Origin of the sequence: Rhizobium rhizogenes NBRC 13257 (genome assembly GCF_000696095.1) — a bacterium.
Classification (GTDB): domain Bacteria; phylum Pseudomonadota; class Alphaproteobacteria; order Rhizobiales; family Rhizobiaceae; genus Rhizobium; species Rhizobium rhizogenes.
Window position 1 is genome coordinate 137,766 of record NZ_BAYX01000007.1, and the last position, 19,236, is coordinate 157,001.

The following is a 19,236-nucleotide window of genomic DNA, read 5'->3' on the forward strand; positions in this document are numbered from 1 at the left end:
GCTTACACGTCTAGCGGTTCGAGATGCTGCTCGAGCAGCGAACGCAGATGCGTATGCTGTTCCGGCAGCTTCAGTGCCTCGCCGAGATGGGCCGTGTCCTCGTCGCGGTTGAAGCCGGGCTCGTTGGTGGCGACTTCGAACAGCACGCCGCCCGGCGTGCGGAAATAGATCGCCCAGAAGTAGTCGCGGTCGATGACCGGGGTCACCTGATAGCCCGTCTCCATCAACGCCTTGCGCACTTCCAGCTGCTTGGCGCGGTTCTCGACGGCGAAGGCGACGTGGTGGACGGAACCGGCACCGGGAAGCGCACGATTGATGTTCGGCATGGTTTCGAGATCAACGACATCGGCACCATTGCCGCCGGGAATGGCAAGCCGCTTGACGCCTTCATGCGTATCGACGACTTCATAGCCCATATATTTCAGCAGCTCAGCCGTGGCGCCCTCGTCCCGCAGCCGCATGGCGACGGAATGAAAGCCCCTGATCGCGTGTTCGGCATCGACGCCGCCATGGGTCCAGGGATCACGCTCGTCGTCCTTGACCTCGACGAGCGCGAAACCATCACCATCGGGACCGGCGAAATGCAGGCGCTTCTGACCGAAGGATTCATCCGCCTTCAGCCCCTCGACGCCCTGCTTGCCGAGCCGATCGGTCCAATAGCCGATGGCACCTTCCGGAATGGAATAGACGGTATTGCCGACTTCGCCGGTGCCCGGACGGCCACGCGCCATTTTTGGGAACGGGAAATAGGTCATGATGGTGCCGGGCGTACCGATCTCGTCACCATAGTAGAGGTGATAGACATCGGGCGCATCGAAATTGACGGTCTTCTTGACACGGCGAAGGCCGAGCGTGTTGGTGAAGAACTTGTTGTTGGTACGGGCGTCTTCCGCCATCGATGTAACGTGGTGAAGACCCTTGATCTGATTGAGCATCTCTAACCCCTTGTCTCGCCCGCAACGGCAGGCGTTTTCCATGAGCAGAAGATGGTCCGAGAGCGTGCGTTTCGATAGCCCTCAAGTGCCAAACGGATTGTCTCTAATTATTGAACGATGGAAGATCGTCGTTCAATATGGGACTAGTTATTGCCCGGATTACTCGGCAGAGCCCATTCGATCGGCTCCCGGCCATGCTCAACCAGATAGGCATTGGCCTTAGAGAAATGCCGGCAGCCGAAGAAACCGTTATGGGCGGAGAGCGGCGACGGGTGCACGGACTTCAGCACCAGATGCCGATCGGTGTCCACGAAAGCCGCCTTCTTCTGCGCATAGGAACCCCAGAGCATGAAGACGACACCGTCGCATTCGTCGTTCACTTGACGGATGACGGCGTCGGTGAAGCGCTCCCAGCCCTTACCCTGATGCGAGGCGGCTTGCGATTCCTCGACGGTCAGCACGCTGTTCAGCAGCAGCACACCCTGCTTCGCCCAGCTTTCGAGAAAACCGTGACGCGCCGGCGGAATGCCGAGATCGGTCTCCAGCTCCTTGTAGATATTGACCAGCGACGGCGGGATACGGACGCCAGGGCGGACGCTGAAGCACAGTCCATGGGCCTGGCCGGCGCCGTGATAGGGGTCCTGCCCGAGGATCACCACCTGCACCTCATCCAGCGGCGTCAGGTCGAGCGCCCGGAAATATTCGCTGCCGCGCGGAAAGATCACCTTGCCGCGCTGCTTCTCCTCGACGAGAAAGGATTTGAGCTGCTGCATGTAGGGACTGTCGAATTCCGGCGACAACGCCTCCTTCCAGCTCTCCTCCAGCTTGATGCTCGCTTCCGCCATTGGCTTACGCCTCCATCTTTTATCAGCATGTCGATTGAGGATGAAAGTGACGGCGTGTCAAGAAAATGGCGGATGCTGCGACAAGCAGATCACAGTTTTTAGGCTTCGCCGAACCATCGCGACGCGGCCTGTGCAACCTCCTCCTGGTTGGGAGCATCCTCACCAACCCAGGCGACGATGCCGTCAGGCCGCACGAGCAAGGCGCTCAGGCCAAGCCTGTCCTTGGCATCGCTTGCGACATAGACGATACGACCCTTCCAGCGGCTCGCCAGCGCTTGAAGCGGCGCATCGGCCTCAAAGTCCAGCAACAGGCCTTTCCCGTTTTGGAGGTGATCACCGAGCTTCGTCCCGTCAGCCAGCTCGAAATCGGGAGCGCTGCGGCCCACGAGCGGGTGACTGCCTCCAAGCTCATAGCGGAGAGACACTCCCCAGACGCGCTCGGCGAAATAGGTCGCGCCGTCGCGTGTGTCGATGAGATCACGAATAATGGCTTCGAGCGCGCGTGAGCTCCTGCTCGGCCGCATGAGCGCCACCTGGGCGCGCGACCAGTCGAGAACCTGCGCTCCGACCGAATGACGTTCGCTGACGTAGCTATCAAGCAGATCGGCTGGCGCGTTACCGTGGATCGTCGCAGCCAGCTTCCATCCCAGGTTCATTGCGTCGCCAAGTCCGAGGTTAAGCCCCTGACCGCCCAGCGGAGAGTGGATGTGGGCGGCATCGCCGGCAAGCAGCACCCGCCCGTTGCGATAAGCCGTCGCCTGGTAGGCGCGATCCGTCCAGGTGGTCGCAAGCCGGAGGGCCGTCAGTGTGACCTCGGTGCCGGAGATATGGCGCAATACCGCCTGCACATGTTCGAGCGTCATCGGCTGCGCCCGGTGGAAAGCACCCCCGTCGAAATCGACCATCGCGATGGTCCCCGGCTTTTGATAAGTATACATGCCCGTCGGCGTGTAGTGACGGCCTACGCGGAGCTTGTCAGGGTCGGCCATCTCGACGTCAGCGGAATAGCCGGTGAACTCGGGATCTGTGCCGACGAACGCAAATCCGGCTGCCTTGCGTACAGTGCTGCGGCCGCCATCGCAGCCGACGAGCCAGCGTCCGCGAAAAATCTCACCACCGGCGCAAATAGTCACGCCGTCGCCCGACTGTTCGAGGCCCTCGACGCCAAGGCCGCGCCTGATCTCGACGCCCATCGCGCTTGCGCGAGCGACCAGGACGGTTTCGAGATACTCCATCTCGACCGCCATGCCAGTGCCGGCCGGACTTGGCAGACGATACGGCCATTTCGAGGTGTCGACGTTGTCCAAATAGAACTGAATTCCGGCGAAATGGCCGCCCGGGCGGCGCGACTGTTGCATCCAATGCGGGGTAGCCGAAGCACTGCCGTCAGCCGTTTGATCTTTCGTGCGCTGCGGTTTCGTGATGTCGTCCAGCAACCCGCGACGGTAAAAGGCTTCGATGGTGGGCGCGGAAAGGCCACGCATGCCAAACGGAAGCCGCTTCAAGGGTGAATGCGGGTCTTCGGCTTGCTCCAGCACCAGCACCGAGAGGTCTGCCATGCGCAGCTCACAGGCGAGAAACAGACCTACGGGGCCTGCACCGGCAATCACAACATCATGGATCATAGGAAGGTCGGTCATGAACTACTCCTTGTGGCCGTTCGGCCGGAGCGGTTCGTCGATTTGAGAACCACACGGACGAACAATATGGACGCGCGAGCGTCCGTTGTTCGTCGTGGGACTCATGCATTGCGCATGGACAGAGCTTCCGTTTCCGAAAGGACTTGGGCTAGACCACACCAAGTCGTGCCTTTTTCGACAGAGGCAACATAGCGTCTGGCCGGCCGATCGGCAAGAGAAGACGTTTTGTCGAAGACCGCGTCGCGTCTTTCGGCGTCACGCTTTGATCCGCACCATCTGCGGATCGTAAAGCGGCTTCAGCGACACCTGGCATGGCACGCGGCGCTGCGCGACATCGAGTTCGTAGCGGCCTCCAAGCACGAAATCCTCGGTAACCCCGCCGGAATCGCGGACATAGCCGTAGCCGATCGGCTTGCCGATCGTGTAGCCATAGCCGCCGCTCGACAGCCAGCCGACACGCTGGCCGTCGCGATAGATCGTCTCGCGGCCGAGAAGCACGGTCTCGGGGTCATCCGGCACAAAGCAGGCAAGCATCTTCTTCACCCCCGAGGCGAGCTGCCGCTCGATGGCCTCACGGCCCCGGAAAGCGGTACCCTTCTTCATCTTCATCGCCCAGGCCAGTCCTGCCTCGACCGGCGTGTGGTCGGCGCCGATGTCCGAGCCCCAGGCGCGATAGCCTTTTTCCAGCCGGCAGCTTTCGATGGCGCGATAGCCGGCATTGACGAGGCCATGGTCGCGGCCGGCGGCCATCAGCGTGTCATAGACCGTGGTGGCATATTCCACCGGCACATGCAGCTCATAGCCCAGTTCGCCGACATAGGTGATGCGCAGCGCCCGGACCGGGCAGCCGTCGATGCCGACGGTCTTCACCCGGCCGAAAGGGAATGCGGCGTTGGAAACATCGGCCGACGTCACAGCCTCCAACACGGCGCGCGAATGCGGCCCCATTAGCGATAGCACCGAATAGGCCGACGTCACGTCCACCAGCTCGGCATGCATCTCGGACGGGATGCTTTTCGCGATCCAGTCGAAATCATGCGTGGCAAAGCCCGTTCCCGTCGTGATGTAGAATTCGTTCTCGGCAACACGCGCCACGGTGACATCGCATTCGATGCCGCCCCGGTCGTTGAGCATCTGCGTATAGGTGAGCGCCCCCACCGGCTTGGCGACGTCGTTGGAGGCGATCCACGAGATCGCCGCCTCGGCCTCGCGGCCCTTGAGCACGAATTTGGCAAAAGAGGTCTGGTCGAAGATGACGGCCGCCTCGCGCACCGCCTTGTGCTCACGTCCCACAGCATCGAACCAATTCTGCCGTCCGTAGGTATAGACGTCATTCGGCTCCTCGCCGGCAAAGAGGTCGGCGAACCAGTTCGGCCGTTCCCAGCCGAGCTTTTCGCCGAAGCAGGCGCCCTGCGCCTTCAGCCGATCATAGAGCGGCGACTTGCGGCAGGGGCGGCCGCTCGCATACTCCTCGAAGGGCCAAGCCATGGTGTAGTGCTTGCCATAGGCTTCGAGCGTGCGGGTGCGTACCCAGTCCGTGTCGAAATGCGGACGGCCGAAGCGGCGGATATCGACCGGCCAGAGATCGTATGGCGGCTCACCCTTCGCCACCCATTCGGCAAGCGCCATGCCCGCTCCACCGGCAGAGGCAATGCCAAAGGCGTTGAAACCGGCGCCGACGAAGAAGTTCTTCAGTTCCGGCGCCTCACCGAGAATGAAATTGCCATCAGGCGTAAAGCTCTCTGGGCCGTTCAGAAGCTGCTTCACACCCGCCGTCTGCAGGCCCGGCACGCGCGCAAGCGCCTGCTCCATGATCTGCTCGAAATGATCGAAATTGCTGTCGAGCAGCGTGTAGTGAAAGTCCCTGGGAATGCCGTCGACCGCCCAGGGGACCGGGTTCGGTTCATAACCGCCCATGACCAGCCCACCGACCTCTTCCTTGTAATAGGTCAGCCTGTCGGGATCGCGCAGCGTCGGCAGGTTCGAGGGAACGCCGAAGGATTCGGTGATGAGATATTGATGCTCGACGGAGACGAGCGGCACGTTGACGCCGAAGCGCGCCGCGAAAGCCCGCGTCCATTGCCCGGCGCAGACGACGACGCGCTCGCATTCGATGCTGCCTTTGTCGGTGATGACGGCACGGATCCTGCCCTTGTCGATCTCCAGATCGAGAACTTCGGTATCCTCGAAAATCGAAACGCCGGCCATGCGGGCGCCCTTTGCCAGCGCCTGGGTGATATCGGAGGGATTGGCCTGTCCATCTGTTGGGAGAAAAGCTGCGCCGACCAGATCGTCTATGTCCATCAACGGCCAGAGGTCGAAGGCTTCCTGCGGCGTCAGGAGATGCATTTGCAGCCCGAAGGATTGCGCCGTCGTCGCCTGCCGCTTGACCTCCGTCCAGCGTTCCTCGTTGCAGGCGAGGCGCAAACCGCCATTCATCTTCCAACCGGTGGCAAGCCCCGTCTCGGCCTCCAGCCTCTTGTAGAGATCGACGGAATAGCCGAGCATCTGCGTGATATTGGCGCTGGTCCGCAATTGTCCGACCAGACCGGCAGCGTGGAATGTTGTGCCCGACGTCAATTTCTTGCGCTCCAGCAAAACCGTATCGGTCAGCCCGAGCTTGGCGAGATGATAGGCCGTCGAGCAGCCGATAATGCCGCCGCCGATGACGACCGCCTTGGCTGTTTTGGGCAGTTCCTTCATCGCATCACCTCAAGAATTCCGGAATGATTGATAGACGCATTCAAACCGCGCCAGATTTTCGCTCGTATAGGCTGAATAATCGAAGTCGATGTCGGAGTGGATTTCTGAGACCATGCTCCACATCGTCTCGCGCAACAATGACGCGCATTTCATCGCCTGATAGCGCCGCCGGAGATCGTCACGCACCGGCGCCTCGAAATAAGCCTCCAGCATCGCGGTTTCTTGCCCCTCGGAGAAAGCATTGTTGGAGGCGAGACCGCCGAGATCGAAGAGTGGCGTGTTAAAGCCGGCATAGTCCCAATCGATCAGCCAGAGCCTTTTGCCATCGTCGAGGAAATTGGCGGCGAGCAGATCATTATGGCCGAAAGCGATTTCGAACGGACCGGCCGCTTGCTCCAGCCGCGCGGCGATATCGAGAAAGGAAGGCAGCAATGCTCGATGCCGGCTTCCCCCTTCGTCGAGAAGGGCGGCATAGTCACGCACGACATGGAAAACCCAGAAGATTGCGGCCGCACCGCGAAAATGCTTGGAAACATCCCGGTGGCAGGAGCGAACGAGCGGCACTATGCGCGCCAGCATCGACGGCGCGCGGATATCCTCGGCCGTAAGCGCCTTGCCGTCGACATAGTCGAGCACGAGGATGCCGGGCTCATGATGGATCACCGCGGGCGACAACCCGGCCGCATGCGCAGCCCTGCTCGCCGCCACCTCATGAGCCCGGCTGATATGATGAACCGGAATATCTGTTCCGAGCCTGACGACGAAACGCCGCCCGCCGTCCGTGACCAGAAAATTGCGATTCGTGATGCCGCCCACCAGCGGAGCGATCTCGATCGGCCCGCGCCAGATGCCAAGAGCATGTATTCTGTCTTCGGGTGTTGCGGCCATCCCTACCCCAGCGCGGCGATTGCGCATCTCTTGGATGCAAGAGGTTCCCCACAAACGGAGAACTGTCAAGAACCGGCCACAAAATGAAACGGCCAAGAGGCTTTTTGTTGGGTTATGTCAGTCAAGAAAGTTTGCCGCATATTAGGTTATGGACGGCGACAATAGAAAGCTTCATCGCCAGCGGGATTTGGCCTAAAAATTAAATCTCGGGATGATTGCAGCAAGAGCGCTTGTCTTCGCGGCATTATCCCGCTCTAGATGTTCGCAGGCATGGCCTCCTCCGCAAGCCAGTTTCAACGTTTTCGGATCATGCCCCAGATAGGATCGAAACCATGACGGGCATCTCGCCGACGCCGCTTCATTCGAACCATCGGGAACGCGAGATCCTGGAGGAGCTCCGGCTCGCCGGCGGGGCTAGCCGCATCCAGTTCCTCGCCGAGCGGCTGGACGTCTCGGAAGAGACCATCCGGCGCAATATCCGCAGCCTGGAGGCCCATGGCCTCGTCACCAAGGTCCATGGCGGCGTCCACATCAAGGACTCGTTCATCGAACAACCTCTGCATTTCCGCATGAACGAGAACGCGGAAGCCAAGCGCGTCATTGCAGCCCGTGTCGCGATGATCATACAGGACGGCGACACGATATTTCTCGATATCGGCTCGACCACAGCCTTCATCGCCGTGGCGCTGCAGAAGCATCAGAACCTCTTCATCGTCACCAATGCGGTCTCGGTGGCGCATGCGCTGGCAACCCGCAACGGCAACCGCATCTTCTTTGCCGGCGGCGAACTGCGCAGCCACGATGGCGGCGCCTTCGGTGCTGAGGCGACCAACTTCCTGCGCCGCTTCAATGTCCGTCATGCAATATTATCCGTCGGCGCCGTCAACGCCACCTCCGGCTTTATGCTGCACGATCTGGAGGAAGCGGAATATTCCCGTGAGGCGGCGCGGCGTGCCGAAAACCGCATCATCGTCGCCGATAGCGCCAAATTCGGCCGCAGCGCGCCCATCATCATCGACGATCCCTCCATTTACGACATGATGGTCACTGACGACGTGCCGCCGCCGGATATCCGGGCCATGCTCGAGCGCAACAACATCGACCTCGTCGTCGCCGGCCAGCGCCGCGCGGAGTAGCGCGGGGCTAACCCTTACACATGGCTTCCAGCGTCAGCGCCGCCTTGCTGGCATGGCGCTCCTTGTGGCGCAGCAGGCGGAAGCTGCGGACGGGCAGATCGAAGGCTGCTTGCACCAGCAAACCCTGTCCGAGATAGGCCCCGGCCGCCGCACTCGAGATTGCCGCGGCACTCTGCCCGGAGCAGACCGCCGACAACACGGCCTCGTTCGACGGCAGGACGAGCGCCACGCCGAGATCTCGCGGCGAAGCACCAAGCTTTGCGATGGCATTTTCGAATTCGGACCGCGTGCCCGACCCTTCCTCGCGCATCACCCAGGACGTGCCGCTGGCAAGATCGGAAACAGAAAGTTGCCTGCCGTCCGCCCAGGGATGAGCCGGCGGCACGACGATCACCAGCGCGTCCTGCGCGACCACCTTCATCGACAGGGCCGGCACATCCACCTCGCCTTCGACGAAGCCCAGTTCGGCAGTCCCCTCGATCACCGCTTCGGTGACCGTGCGCGTATTGCCGATCGTCAGATCGAGCTCGATGCCGGGGTATTCCTTGTGGAACCGCATCAGTATGGGCGGCAGCCAGTAGCTGGCGATAGTTTGGCTGGCGCAGAGGCTAAGCCGGCCGCGTTGCAGGCCACCGAGTTCGGAGAGCATGAGTTCGGCAGACCGCACGCGTGCCAGCGTCGCCCTGGCCTCACCGAGAAAGGTGCGGCCGGTCTCCGTCAGCTCGATGCGCCGGCCGACACGGTGAAACAGTTCGACGCCATAATAGGCTTCGAGGTTCTTGATCGCCGAGCTGACCGCCGACGGCGTCAGGTGGATGGCCTCGGCCGCATGCGTCAAATGCTCCCGCTCGGCGACGGCGACGAAAATGGCGAGTTGCTCGAAGGTCATGGGAAATCATTCTAATTTATCGAACGAAACATAGGATAATATTCGATGGATGTCGACATCAGGAGATGAGACTTTCCCGGCACAACAATTCTTCATAGCCGAATGGCGGTGCCGCATGCCCATCTTTCAACGAACCGCGATCATCCTTCCAGGCCTCGCCCTCACCAGTGCAGTCGCGCTTCTCGCCTATGCCGGCGAACGCGTGGAGATCGGTATCTTCGGCGGCAGGTGGATCGAGAGCCTGGTACTCGCCATTGCGCTCGGCATTGTCGTCTGCACCGTCGGCCCCCTGAAGCCCAGCCTGCGCCCCGGCATCGATTTCAGCGCCAAGATCCTGCTGGAAATCGCCATCGTGCTGCTGGGCGCCTCGATCAGCCTCTCGGCAATCGACCAGGCCGGTGTCTGGCTGATCGCCGGCATCGCCATCGTCGTCGTCATGTCGATCGCCGCGACCTATGCCATCAGCCGGCTGCTCGGACTGCCGCCGAAACTCGCCACACTGATCGCCTGCGGCAACTCCATCTGCGGCAACTCGGCCATCGTCGCCGTCGCCCCCGTCATCGAGGCGGGCTCCGAGGAAACCGCCGCGGCCCTTGCCTTCACCGCCGTGCTCGGCATCGTTGCCGTCTTTCTGCTGCCGCTTCTCTATTTCCACGTCGGCATGAGCGTGGGGCAATATGGCGTGTTGGCGGGGCTGACCGTCTATGCCGTGCCGCAGGTGCTTGCCGCCACCGCGCCGGTCGGCCTGCTGGCCGTGCAAACCGGCACGGTGGTCAAGCTCATCCGCGTCCTGATGCTCGGCCCGGTCATCTTCCTGCTCGGCATCATCACCAAAACCGAGACGGCAGCCACGGATAGCCATCCGAGCCACCGCCGCTCGCTGGTCCCCTGGTTCATTTGCGGCTTTCTCGGACTGATGGCCTTGCGCTCCTTCGGCCTGATCCCGGACACGCTGGTGGCGCCGATGGCACTCGTTTCGAACATATTGACGGTGATTGCGATGGCAGCACTCGGCCTGTCGGTGAATATCCGCTCCGTCGCCCATGCCGGCGGTCGGGTGATCGCGGCAGCCACGCTGTCACTGATGGCGCTCGGCCTTATCAGCTATGCGCTGATTGCCGTCCTGCAGATCCACTAACTCCGCCCTTGCCTTGGGCGGCAACAGGGCTCCGCGCCGCAACCGGCCTCTGAGCCGACGCCAGCAGCGCGGCAATCTCACTCGCGGGCGAAGGATATCCGAACGCGTAGCCCTGAAGTCCGTCGCAGCCGGCATCCGCCAGGAGCTGCGCATGTTCCTCGGTCTCCACGCCTTCGGCCATGACCTCGACGTTAAGCGCTCTTGCTATCTCGACGATCGAGCCGACAAGGCGGCGCTGCTCGTCGGAAACGGTAATTGCCGTCACCAATTGCCGGTCGATCTTCAGCCGTTTCGGCTTCAGCTTCACCAGGCCGATGAGCGAGGCATGGCCGGAGCCGAAATCATCGATCTCGATATCGATATCCATCCTTTTGATCGCATCGACATTGGCGAGCACTCTATCGTCAGGATCGTCGAGGAAGATCGTCTCGATCAGCTCGAAGACGATCGCATGGCGCGGTATGTTCAGCATCTGCAACCGCTCGACCAGGCCTGGATCGGCCAGGCGGCTTGCGGAAATATTGACGGAGATGCGCGGCGGCATCAGGCCTTGTAGAGCCCAGGCAGCACGGTCGGAGAGCGCACGATTGAGGATGGCCGCATCGATCTCGGCCGTCAGGCCGTATTCTTCGGCCACCTTCAGGAAGGCTGCCGGCGGCAACAGTCCCTTCCCCGGATGCCGCCAGCGGGCCAGAGCCTCAAGCCCAACGATCCGCCGGCTGCACGCATCCACCTGGATCTGGTAGAAGGGCACGATTTCGTTCCGCATCAGCGCCAGCCGCAATTCCTCCGCCAGCCGCCGCTCGCCCTGCAGATCGGATTGCAGCTTCGGCGTGAAGAACTCGACACGATTGCGGCCTAGCTTTTTGGCCTGATAGAGGGCTATGTCGGATTCCGCCAGCAGATTGGCGGCACCGTCGGCGACGCTCCAAGCCGCACCGATCGAAGCGCCCACCTGCAACATTTCGTGGCCGAAGCGTATATCGCGCCGCAGCCGCCACAGAATATCCTCGGCAATGGTTCCAACTTCGTCTGAAGTCGCAATATTGACCAGCACCGCAACGAACTCGTCGCCACCGACGCGGGCGACCATGTCGCCGGCTGCGATCCCTCCCAGGATCCGTGCCGCAGCCGTCTGCAACGTCGCATCGCCAGCCGCATGGCCCCATTTGTCGTTGATCTGCTTGAAGCCATCGAGATCGATATGGAGGATGGCCAGTGTCTCCACCGCCTGATCCGCACACAGCTCCGCCAGCCGGCGGTCGAAGTAGCGGCGGTTGGGAAGGCCGGTCAGATAATCATGATCAGCGGCATGCTCGATGCGCGCGCGGCTTTGCTCCAAAGCGATCGCGCGCGCTTCGGCAACAGCCTTCTGCTCCGTCAGCTCGCGGTTGAGCAGGACATCGGCGGTGACGTCCCATTCCGCCCCGATGAAGGACGGCGCGCCATCTGGCCCCTCAAAGAAATGAGCGCGCGAGCGCAGGTAGCGAACATCGCCGTTCGGCAGGAAAATGCGAAACTGCGAATTGTAGAAGCCTTTCTCCGCGATGGCCGCGTCGAAATCGGCGACGGCCTGCGCGACATCATCGGGATGCAGGGCATTCAACCAGACCTCCGATGACACTTTACGGTCGCGGAGGCCCGTCTGATAAAGCTTGTGCATCTGCATATCCCAGAGCATTTCCTCCCCATTGAGATTATGCTCCCAGACCCCGATTTGCGACGTCTCCAGCGCCAGCTCCAGCCTCCTCAAAAGGTTCTGGAACTCCAGCTCGGATCGCCCTGATATCGCCTCTCCCACCGAGTTCGGACCCCCTGCGGACACATGGAAAGCTTGCATAGTCTCGGCGATATCCTGGCAGCACTCCCTTTCGCGTTATTTAATAACGTCCGCCTGGTTGCGGACTTTTGCCCGCAACCATCATTGCGATGGTTTTTTGGTTAATGATTGTGACGTGGCGGATTGGCCGCGAGATCGCGGAAATCCGCCGCGCCATCGAGCACCGCACCGTCGGAAAGCTGTGTGACCGAGCGGCGGTAGATGCGCTGCCAGGGCGTCGCGTCCGGCGGGACGGCGGGAATGCCGTCACCCTTGCGCCTTTCGATCTCGGCCTCCTCCACCAGCATGTCGCAGCGGCCATGATTGAAGTCGATCCGGATGGTATCGCCGGTTCTCAACCAGGCAAGCCCGCCGCCTGCCGCACTTTCCGGCGAGGCATTGAGGATCGACGGACTGTCGGCGGTGCCTGACTGACGGCCATCTCCAATCGTCGGCAGGCTGCGGATGCCACGCTTCAGCAGCGCATCCGGCGGCTGCATGTTGACGACTTCGGCCGACCCCGGCCAACCGATCGGCCCCGCGCCGCGGATGACGAGAATGGTATTCTCATCGATGCCCAGATCGGCGTCATTGATGCGTTTGTGATAGTCTTCCGAGCCGTCGAAAACCACCGCCCTGCCCTCGAACACGCCCTCGCGTCCCGGTTCTTGCAGATAGCGGCTGCGAAAATCCTCCGACACGACGCTCATTTTCATGATGGCGAAATCGAAGAGATTGCCCTTCAGCACTAGGAAGCCCGCCCGCTCCTTCAGCGGCGCGGCGAAGGGAAGGATGACTTCACGGTCCGTCGCCTCGCGCCCCTTCAGGTTCTCCGCCATGGTCTTACCGGTCACCGTCGGACAGTCGCCGTCGAGCTTGCCGACCTGCAGCAGCTCCCACATAATGGCCGGCACGCCGCCGGCGCGGTGGAAACGCTCGCCGAGATAGGCGCCCGCCGGCTGCACGTTGGCAAGCAGCGGAATGTCGAAGCCGTGCACCTGCCAGTCCTCGGGATGAAGCTCGACACCGGCATGTTTGGCCATGGCCGCCAGATGCGGCTGTGCATTGGTCGAGCCGCCGATCGCCGAATTGACGCGGATGGCATTGAGGAAGGCCTGCCGGGTCAGCACGTCAGACGGCTTGATATTCTCAAGCACCAGTTCGACAGCCCGCCGTCCGGTGCGATAAGCCATCTGCCCGCGCTCGCGATAGGCGCCGGGGATGGCAGCGCAGCCGGTGAGCGACATGCCGAGCGCTTCGGCCATGGCATTCATGGTCGAGGCCGTGCCCATGGTGTTGCAATGACCAATCGAGGGCGCCGAGGCGAGTGATGCCTCCATGAACTCCTCTTCGTCGATCTCTCCGGCCGCAAGCTTGCGGCGCGAGCGCCAGATCACCGTGCCGGAGCCGGCCAGTTCGCCGTCGTGCCAGCCATCCAACATCGGACCGCCGGAGAGCACGATTGCCGGAATATTGACGGTGGATGCCGCCATCAGCGCCGATGGCGTGGTCTTGTCGCAGCCGGTCGTCAACACGACACCGTCGAGCGGATAGCCGTAGAGCACTTCGACGAGGCCGAGATAGGCGAGATTGCGGTCGAGCGCCGCCGTCGGGCGCTTGCAGTTCTCGAAGATCGGATGGGTCGGGAACTCGATCGGAATGCCGCCGGCATCGCGAATGCCGTCGCGGACGCGCTTGGCAAGATCGATGTGGTGTCGGTTGCAGGGCGTCAGGTCGCTGCCGCTCTGGGCAATGCCGATGATCGGCTTGCCGGAGCGCAGCTCCTCCGGCGTGATGCCGTAATTCATGAAGCGCTCGAGATAGAGCGCGGTCATGTCGATATGATCGGGATTATCGAACCAGTCCTGCGAACGCAGACGACGTTTGGATGGGCTGTTGTCGCTCATGTCTTTCTCAAGCCTTTCCTCGGCCATTCTTGTTTTCCAGATGCAGCAACAGGCCGCTGTGATCGCTCTCCGCGCCACCATTTTCGACGAATTCGGCGAATTCCGTCCTGACGGTTTCGGTCAGCGGCAAATGAAGCGACAGGCTTCGGGCAGCGGCCAGAACCGCATCGAGATCCTTCAGCTGATTGCGGGAGGTGCCGCCAGGCTCGAAATTGCGGTCGATCATGCGTTGGCCGTGCAGCTCGAGAATCCGGCTTTCGGCAAAGCCGCCGCGAATGGCAGCGCGAAAAGCCTCGCGCGAACCGCCGCCAGCCTCCACCAGCAGCATGGCCTCGGCGATCGCGCCGATGGTGACGGCGACAATCTGCTGGTTGCCGAGCTTGGCGAGCTGGCCGGTGCCGCTCGGTCCGACATGGGTGACGCGGCCGAGCGGGGCGAGCACATCGCGGACGCTATCGATAACATCGGCGTCGCCGCCAGCCATGATCGCCAGCGTGCCTGCCGCCGCCCCGACCACGCCGCCCGAGACAGGCGCATCGATATGGCGAAAACCGCGCTCGGCCAGTTTCGCCGCATGCTCGCGGGCCATCGGCGGTGCGATCGAGCTATTGTCGATGACGACGGCGCCAGGCGCCAGCGCGTCCGTCACTCCGCTCCCGAACAGGACTTCGCTCACCGCGCCACCATTGGTCAGCATGGTGAAAAGCACCGATGCGCCCTTCGCCGCCTCCGCTGCCGTCGCGGCAACGGTCGCTCCGTCGGCCACTAGTGCATCCGCCTTGTTCCGGTCGCGGTTCCAGACGGTGACGGCAAAGCCGGCGCCAAGCAGACGCCGCACCATCGGAGCCCCCATCAATCCGGTCCCGAGGAAAGCGATCTTCCGACCGGTCATGGCAGTTGCCCTCCCAATTCGTCTTCGATATGAACACGGATAATTTCCTCGAAGGATTTTTCGGCCACGAAGCCGAGCTTCTTCGCGCGCTTGGCGGTAAAGCCCTGCGCCCAACCGGAGACGATCCGCATCACCAGCTCGTCGGGCTCACGGCGGATGAGCTTCACCGCCTTGTCGCCGGCAATGCGGCGGAGCGCCTCGATCTGCTCGCCGACCGTGGCGCTGACGCCGGGCATGGAGAGGCTGCGATCCGCGCCGAGCGGCGTCAGATCGACCGTCGCACCGTGAACGAGGAAGCCGACCGCCGAACGCGGCGAGGCATGCCAATGCCGCACCTCTTCCGGCACCGGCAACACGGCCTCCATGCCGACGAGCGGCTCGCGCAATATGCCGGAGAAGAAGCCAGAAGCGGCACGGTTCGGCTTGCCTGGACGGATGCAGATGGTCGGCAGGCGAATACCGATGCCATCAAGAAATCCACGGCGCGTATAGTCAGCCAGCAGCAGCTCGCTCATCGCCTTCTGCGTACCGTAGCTGGTGAGCGGCACCAGATGGAAATCGTCCGGAATGGGCGTCGGGAAAGGTGAGCCGAAGACAGCGCAGGACGAGGTGAAAACGACGCGAGGCCTATATCCATCCTCGCTATTGGCAGCCCGGATCGCTTCGAAAAGCTGTCGCGTGCCGTCGAGATTGATGCGGTATCCCTTGTCGAAATCCAGCTCCGCCTCGCCGGAAACGATGGCGGCAAGATGGTAGATCACATCCGGCCGGCGGGCCACGATCTTCTCGGCGGCACCGGGCGCAGACAGATCCCTGGCGCGCGCCTTGACCTTGCCTTTGAACCCTTCCGGTTGCGGCGGCTCGATCACATCGACCAGCGTCAGCCGCGTGATCTCACGGCCACCGAGGCCGCCATCGGCCACCAGCCGCGCCGTCAGTTTTCGGCCGATCATACCGGCTGCTCCGATAATGGCGATATGCATGCGTTCTCCCTCGCAATGACGCTCATCAGGACAGCTCCTCCAGCCCGATGTACGTCAGTCAATATGACTATGTGCTTGATAAACCCATGGCGTCCGCATGCAAACGAAATTGGCAGACGAGCGGCAAAATCTTCGAAAAACAGATTGGCCGAAATGGAAAATATCGAAGTGGCGCAAGCACAGAAAAGGGCGGGACCTTGCGGTCCCGCCCATGTCATATCGGGCACTGGGGGTGCTACCCGATACGGCAGTCCTATTCGGCGGCGATAGGGAGAACCTCCGCCGAATGGTTATTGTCGTTGCTGTGATGCTGCTTCAGCGGACGGTTGCCCGCCATTCTGCGAATCAGCACGTAGAACACCGGCGTCATGAAGATGCCGAAGAAGGTCACACCGATCATGCCGGCAAACACCGCGACACCCATGGCAGCGCGCATCTCCGCACCGGCACCGGTCGAGGTGACCAGTGGCACGACGCCCATGATGAAGGCCATGGAAGTCATCAGGATCGGGCGCAGACGCAGGCGGCTGGACTCGATGGCGGCCTGGATCGGCGTGCGGCCCTCGAATTCCAGCTCGCGGGCGAATTCCACGATCAGGATCGCGTTCTTCGCCGACAAGCCCACCAACACCATCAAGCCAATCTGCGTGAAGATGTTGTTGTCGCCCCCCGTTAGCCAGACACCCGTCAGGGCAGCGAGCACGCCCATCGGCACGATCATGACGATCGCAAGCGGCAGGGTGACGCTCTCATACTGGGCGGCCAGCACGAGGTAGACGAGCAGCAGGGCCAAGGGGAAGATCAGGATGCCTGAACTGCCGGCCAGGATCTGCTGATAGGTCAGATCGGTCCATTCGTAACCAATGCCTTTCGGCAGGGTTTCGTTGGCGATGCGCTCGATGGCGGCCTGGGCCTGGCCGGACGAGAAGCCCGGAGCCGGGCCACCGTTAATATCGGCGGCGAGGAAGCCGTTATAGCGCGTCGTCCGTTCCGGACCGGTGCTGGCTTCGACCTTCAGGAGCGCCGATAGCGGGATCATCTGGCCCGATGCCGACCGGACCTTCAACTGGCCGATATCGCTTGCATGTGAGCGGAACTTGGCGTCCGCCTGCACACGCACGCTGTAGGTACGGCCGAAGGCATTGAAGTCGTTGACATAGAGCGAACCCAGATAGATCTGCAGCGTGTCGAAAACGTCGGTCACCGAAACCCCCAGCTGCTCAGCCTTGGCGCGATCGAGATCTGCGAAGAGCTGCGGCACGTTGATCTGGTAGCTCGAGAAGATGCCGGCTAGTTCCGGCGTCTGATAGGCCTTGGCAATGAACGCCTTGTTGGCCTCGTCGAGCGCCTGGTAACCAAGACCGGCACGGTCCTCGATCTGCAGCTTGAAGCCGCCGGTCGTGCCGAGACCCTGGACGGGCGGTGGCGGGAACATGGCAATGAAGGCATCCTGGATCGCCCCGAACTTCTGGTTCAGCTGCATGGCGATGGCGCCGCCCGAAAGGTCCGGCGTCGTGCGCTCCTCGAAAGCCTTCAGGGTCACGAAGACGATGCCGGCGTTGGAAGAGTTGGTGAAGCCGTTGATCGACAGGCCAGGGAAAGCTATGGCATGTTCGACACCCGGCTGCTCCAGGGCAATCTTGCTCATCCGCTGGATGACGTCATCCGTGCGGTCGAGGGTCGCGCCATCAGGCAGCTGCGCGAAGCCGATCAGATACTGCTTGTCCTGCTGCGGCACGAAGCCGCCGGGCACGGTTTGGAACAGGAAGTAGGTCGCACCGATCAGCGCGAGATAGATCACCATGACCAGGCTCTTCAGTGACAGGATGCCGCCGACGCCCTTACCGTAAGCATGCGAGCCGCGGTTGAACACCTTGTTGAAGCCGCGGAAGAACCAGCCGAAGACCGCGTCCATCACCCGCGTCAGCATATCCTTCGGCGCATGATGATCCTTCAGGAGAAGGGCCGCCAGAGCTGGAGACAGCGTCAACGAGTTGAAGGCAGAAATGACCGTCGAAATCGCGATCGTCAAGGCGAACTGACGATAGAATTCGCCCGACAGGCCGGAGATGAAGGCGAGCGGCACGAAGACGGCGACCAGCACCAGCGCGATCGCGATGATCGGGCCGGACACTTCCTTCATGGCGCGATAGGTCGCATCGCGCGGACTGAGGCCGTTTTCGATATTACGCTCGACATTTTCGACGACCACGATGGCATCGTCCACCACGATACCGATTGCCAACACCAGGCCGAAGAGGCTGAGCGCATTGATCGAGAAGCCGAAGACATACATCACGGCAAAAGTGCCGATGATCGAGACAGGAACGGCGATCAGCGGGATGATAGAGGCACGCCATGTCTGCAGGAACAGGATGACGACGATGACGACCAGCGCGATCGCTTCCAGCAGCGTATGCACAACCTTGTCGATCGACGAGCGCACGAACTGCGTGGTGTCGTAGACGATCTCGTACTTCACGCCGTCGGGCATCGCCGCCTGCAGCTCGTTCATTGTCTTGACGACATCGTCCGAGATGGTGATGGCGTTGGAGCCCGGAGCCTGGAAGACCGGAACAGCCACCGCCGGCTTGCCGTCGAGCAGTGAACGCAACGAATAGTCGGCGGCACCGAGCTCGATACGCGCGACATCGCGCAGGCGCGTGATCTCACCGTTGCTGCCGCTCTTGACGATGATATTGCCGAACTCCTCCGGCGTCGTCAGGCGGCCTTGCGCGTTGACGTTGAGCTGCACATCAATGCCGGGAACGCTTGGTGATTGGCCGATGATGCCAGCGGCAGCCTGGATATTCTGTGCACGAATGGCATTTGCGATGTCGCTTGCGGCAAGGCCGCGTTCCGCGGATTTCTGCGGATCGACCCAGACGCGCATGGAATAATCGCCCGATCCGAACACGCGAACCTGGCCGACACCCTCGATGCGGGCGAGCCGATCCTTGATGTTCAAGGTCGCGTAATTGCGCAGATAGGTGATGTCGTAGCGGTTGTCCGGCGAGATGAGGTTGACCACCATCATCAGGTCAGGCGAGCTCTTGACCGTGGTGATGCCGAGATCGCGCACGTTCTGCGGCAGGCGCGGCTCGGCCTGCGAAACGCGGTTCTGCACCAGCTGCTGCGCCTTGTCCGGATCGGTGCCGAGTTTGAAGGTGACCGTCAGCGTCATCAGACCATCGGATGTGGCCTGGCTGTTCATATAGAGCATGCCTTCGACGCCGTTGATCTGCTCTTCGATCGGCGTCGCCACGGTTTCGGCGATAACCTTGGGGTTGGCGCCGGGATATTGCGCGGTGACGACGATCGAGGGCGGCACGACTTCCGGATACTCGGAAATCGGCAGCAGCCGAAGACCGATCAGGCCGGCGACCACGATGAGGACCGATAGCACTCCGGCAAACACCGGACGGTCGACGAAAAATCTTGAGATGTTCATGGCAGAACCC

At 61.9% G+C, this 19,236-nt stretch carries 13 protein-coding genes; 2 read left to right on the plus strand and 11 right to left on the minus strand.

Annotated elements, in window-relative coordinates; all coding sequences use genetic code 11:
* Positions 1–2 precede the first annotated feature (2 nt).
* The 5 genes from RRH01S_RS16990 to RRH01S_RS17010 all read right to left on the minus strand — a co-directional run bounded on the left by RRH01S_RS16990 (position 3) and on the right by RRH01S_RS17010 (position 7,011).
* Entirely contained in the window at positions 3–935 is a 933-nt protein-coding gene (locus RRH01S_RS16990) for a VOC family protein (RefSeq protein WP_042473237.1), read from the minus strand.
* Positions 936–1,078: 143 nt separating this feature from the next.
* On the minus strand, positions 1,079–1,780 hold the full coding sequence (gene ung / locus RRH01S_RS16995) for a uracil-DNA glycosylase (protein ID WP_012652154.1): 702 nt from the start codon (positions 1,778–1,780) through the stop codon (positions 1,079–1,081).
* Between the two features lie 98 nt (positions 1,781–1,878).
* The gene (locus tag RRH01S_RS17000; RefSeq protein ID WP_034517703.1) at positions 1,879–3,420 is read right to left on the minus strand and encodes an FAD-dependent monooxygenase; all 1,542 of its coding nucleotides are present in this window, start codon (positions 3,418–3,420) and stop codon (positions 1,879–1,881) included.
* A gap of 255 nt (positions 3,421–3,675) precedes the next feature.
* Complete coding sequence (locus RRH01S_RS17005; RefSeq protein WP_034517701.1) at positions 3,676–6,123, minus strand: GcvT family protein; 2,448 nt, start codon at positions 6,121–6,123, stop codon at positions 3,676–3,678.
* Positions 6,124–6,132: 9 nt separating this feature from the next.
* A complete protein-coding gene (locus RRH01S_RS17010; RefSeq protein WP_034517700.1) occupies positions 6,133–7,011 on the minus strand; it encodes a choline/ethanolamine kinase family protein in 879 nt (292 codons plus the stop codon).
* Positions 7,012–7,343: 332 nt separating this feature from the next.
* Between RRH01S_RS17010 and RRH01S_RS17015 the strand changes: the two genes are divergently transcribed.
* Positions 7,344–8,147 carry a DeoR/GlpR family DNA-binding transcription regulator gene (locus RRH01S_RS17015; protein WP_007703447.1) on the plus strand — a complete coding sequence of 268 codons (804 nt, stop codon included), beginning with the start codon at positions 7,344–7,346 and terminating at the stop codon, positions 8,145–8,147.
* Between the two features lie 7 nt (positions 8,148–8,154).
* Here the strand turns inward: RRH01S_RS17015 and RRH01S_RS17020 are convergent, their stop codons facing one another.
* Positions 8,155–9,036, minus strand: a complete 882-nt coding sequence (locus tag RRH01S_RS17020) for a LysR substrate-binding domain-containing protein (RefSeq protein WP_034517698.1) — start codon at positions 9,034–9,036, stop codon at positions 8,155–8,157.
* Between the two features lie 115 nt (positions 9,037–9,151).
* Between RRH01S_RS17020 and RRH01S_RS17025 the strand changes: the two genes are divergently transcribed.
* Positions 9,152–10,174: a YeiH family protein gene (locus tag RRH01S_RS17025; RefSeq protein WP_034517696.1), complete on the plus strand. Its 1,023-nt coding sequence runs from the start codon at positions 9,152–9,154 to the stop codon at positions 10,172–10,174.
* Here the strand turns inward: RRH01S_RS17025 and RRH01S_RS17030 are convergent.
* The 5 genes from RRH01S_RS17030 to RRH01S_RS17050 all read right to left on the minus strand — a co-directional run bounded on the left by RRH01S_RS17030 (position 10,137) and on the right by RRH01S_RS17050 (position 19,226).
* Positions 10,137–12,014, minus strand: coding sequence for a bifunctional diguanylate cyclase/phosphodiesterase (locus RRH01S_RS17030; RefSeq protein WP_153510598.1), 1,878 nt, complete (start codon positions 12,012–12,014; stop codon positions 10,137–10,139). The genes RRH01S_RS17025 and RRH01S_RS17030 overlap by 38 nt on opposite strands.
* Positions 12,015–12,115: 101 nt before the next feature.
* On the minus strand, positions 12,116–13,900 hold the full coding sequence (locus RRH01S_RS17035; protein ID WP_034517695.1) for an IlvD/Edd family dehydratase: 1,785 nt from the start codon (positions 13,898–13,900) through the stop codon (positions 12,116–12,118).
* 7 nt (positions 13,901–13,907) lie between these two features.
* Positions 13,908–14,792, minus strand: coding sequence for an NAD(P)-dependent oxidoreductase (locus tag RRH01S_RS17040; RefSeq protein ID WP_034517694.1), 885 nt, complete (start codon positions 14,790–14,792; stop codon positions 13,908–13,910).
* Positions 14,789–15,775, minus strand: coding sequence for a D-erythronate dehydrogenase (gene denD, locus RRH01S_RS17045; protein ID WP_034517692.1), 987 nt, complete (start codon positions 15,773–15,775; stop codon positions 14,789–14,791). The genes RRH01S_RS17040 and denD overlap by 4 nt, the downstream gene beginning before the upstream one ends.
* 253 nt (positions 15,776–16,028) lie before the next feature.
* A complete protein-coding gene (locus tag RRH01S_RS17050; protein ID WP_012652163.1) occupies positions 16,029–19,226 on the minus strand; it encodes an efflux RND transporter permease subunit in 3,198 nt (1,065 codons plus the stop codon).
* Positions 19,227–19,236 lie beyond the last annotated feature (10 nt).